General features: G+C 40.6%; 1 protein-coding gene. It reads left to right on the plus strand.

From position 1 onward, the window contains the following. Nucleotides 1-10: 10 nt before the first annotated feature. Nucleotides 11-3,108 (plus strand): condensation domain-containing protein (locus tag NZD88_RS21245; RefSeq protein WP_423738675.1); only part of this gene is annotated, 3,098 nt, incomplete at its 3' end.

Consider the following 3,108-nt stretch of genomic DNA (forward strand, 5'->3'; position numbering starts at 1 on the left):
GATTGCCCGGGTGAGTTTACCTGATGCCTTTGGATCTTCATTGGGTTCCGGTGTTGAATATGTTTCAGCGCGCAATGCTATCGAAGAAGTATTGGTCTGTGTATATGAAGATGTTCTTAAAAAATCTCCTGTCGGAGTCAGGGATGATTTTTTTCTTTTGGGAGGCGATTCCATTAAATGTATTCAGATTGTATCTCGTCTTCGTCAGAAAGGTTATAGCTGCGAGGTTAAGGATATTTTGTTGTATCCTGTGATTGCTGATTTAGTTTTACACGTGAAGGCCCTTAGCAGCTTTATAGATCAGGGACCTGTTTTTGGGGATGTTTCTCTTACCCCTATCCAGAAGGATTTTCTGGAAGGATTTTATTCAGATAAAGACCACTTTCATCAGTCTGTATTATTAAAAAGCCGTGATTGTGTTGACCGTTCTCTATTAGAACAAACCCTTCATTCGCTGTTTGTACATCATGACGCCCTTCGTATGGTATACCGCAAGGATACCGTGTGGCATCAGTTTAACCGTGATATTTCCGATGTCATGTTGGATATTGAGGAGTTTGAAGTGCATGATGATGCTTCCTTTTCCCAGGCATGTATTGCAGTTCAGTCCGGTATCCGTATAGAAGAAGGTCTGCTGTTTAAGGCAGGCCTGCTCAGGTCTGCTGCTGGTGATTACATTTTCCTTGCGGTTCACCATCTTGTAGTAGATGGGGTTTCGTGGCGTATTTTATTTGAAGACTTAGTGACATTATATAGTGGTTATCAAAAAGGGTTAAAAGTAGTTGAACTTCCCTTAAAGACCGATTCCTTTAAATACTGGTCAGAGAAGATATATGAATATTCGGATAGCCGTGAGCTTGAACAAGAGGGTAGTTATTGGGATTCTGTTTTGGGCAGGAAGGTTGATGCTGTCCCTGTAGACCATCCTTCGGGGAGTAAAAAGAACGTTGATACAAGACTAGTAAGTTTTAGTTTAGATAAAGAAAATACAAATCGTTTACAAACGGAGTGTTTCCGTGCGTATAAGACGAATATCAATGATATATTAATAGCATGTCTGAGTTACAGTGTAAGTCGTTATTTTGGTTTAAATTCCCTGTCGTTGAAGATGGAGGGGCATGGTCGGGAGCCTATAGGCTCCGGTTTAGATATCAGCCGTACGGTTGGTTGGTTTACCTCTGTGTATCCTGTTGTACTACCATTTTCCAACGGGCGTAGTTTATTGGATCATGTTATAGAAGTCAAGGAAATACTTCACCGTGTACCTAATAAAGGGATCGGTTATGGGATATTAAAACATATAAAAGGAGTAGATTATCCTGTAATCGGAGATGTTTTGTTTAATTACCTGGGTGATTTTGGTTCTGGGTTGGCATCAGAAGGAGGAGATAGTATGTTTGAATTTTCTCGCCGCTCATGGGGGAAAGACCAGAGTCTGGATGAAGAACGCGATAGTGTTCTGGATATCTCCGGAATGATCATCAATGATGAATTACAGTTGGGAGTCTCTTACAGTTCAGGTCAGTACGATGCCAGTACCATAGAATCGTTATGTTCTTTATATCAATCTACCCTTATCAGTCTGATTGATATTTTGTCGGGAGAATCTGTTCAGTACCTGACGCCTGTGGATCTTACCTATAAAGATTTAAGTATTTCTACTGTTAAGGAGTTGAATGCGGGAGTTGATTTAGAGGATGTATATGGCTTAGCACCACTTCAGCAGGGATTATTTTACCATTGGTTATCTTCTCCCGGCGATTCAGTTTACTTTATCCAGATGAGTTATCGTCTTTCCGGTGGGCTGGATATCGAATTATTGAAAGAGAGTTATATGCAGCTTATCCGCCGTTATTCTGTTTTGCGTACCGTTTTCAGTGATGATTTGAGTGATATTCCTCTTCAGGTGGTGAGGAAAGAGGGATTTGCTGATTTTCATTATGCAGAAGTTGGTTTAGGGTCTGAGGCGGATTTTTTCTTATCAGATTACAAGCGGAATGATATTGCCAAAGGTTTTGACTTATGTCATCAGAATCCGATGCGTTTATCTATTTTAAAGTGTGGTGAGGATGTATATGAGTTTATCTGGAGTATGCACCATATCCTTATGGATGGATGGTGTTTAGGTATCTTAATAGGTGACCTTCTTCATATCTATAATGCATTGAAGAGTGGGTCTTCGCCTTCATTAAAACCGGTGAATACGTATGGTACTTACCTTTCGTGGCTTGAGAGTGTTGATCATGAAGAGAGTCGTTCTTACTGGCAGGGTCAATTATCTGGTTACAGTGGTATTTTCGGAATTCCCAAGGATTGCAGCTTCGTTGCATCAGGATCTGTTATAGAAGAGTTGGATTTTTCTTTGGATATAGCAATGAGTATTCGTCTCAAAGAGGTTTGTACAGATTTGGGGATTACCGAGAACACTTTTTTCCAGTGTGTCTGGGGCGTGTTACTTGGTATCTATAACGGTGGTGTAGAAACTGATGTTGTGTTTGGTTCAGTAGTTTCCGGTCGTCCTGGCGATCTTGATGGTATTGAGGATATGGTAGGATTGTTTATCAATACGATTCCTGTTCGTGTTCGGGGGGGGGCAGATTCTGTATTTTCTGAGGTTGCGAAGGCTTTACATTTTGATAGTGTTTCCTCAACAGGTTATCATTACAGCCAGCTGGCAGATATTCAGGGTGAGAGTGAGCTTGGTAAGGATCTGTTTGATCATATCCTGATCTATGAGAACTATCCGGTGCAGGAGATGGTAGGTCAGGGAATGAGTGAAGCCCCTGAGTTAAGGATTTTGGAAACCCATAATGTAGAGCAGACAAACTATGATTTAACAGTAGTTATTGTTCCCGGAAATACCCATTCCTTCAAGTTCAGCTATAATCCAGGGGTTTATAGTCAACAGACTATGGAGCAGCTTAAAGGTCATTTGTTAAAGCTGATCAATGTTTTAGTATCACAGCCTGATCTTCCACTAAGTTCACTGGATATTGTAACAAAAGAGGAGTATTATTTATTGACTGAAGGTTTTAACCAGACCAAGGCTGATTATCCTAGAGATAAAACGGTTATTGATCTTTTTGCATCTCAGGTGCTTCTTCATGG

The organism is Chryseobacterium pyrolae (assembly GCF_025153485.1).
Lineage (GTDB): Bacteria > Bacteroidota > Bacteroidia > Flavobacteriales > Weeksellaceae > Chryseobacterium > Chryseobacterium antibioticum.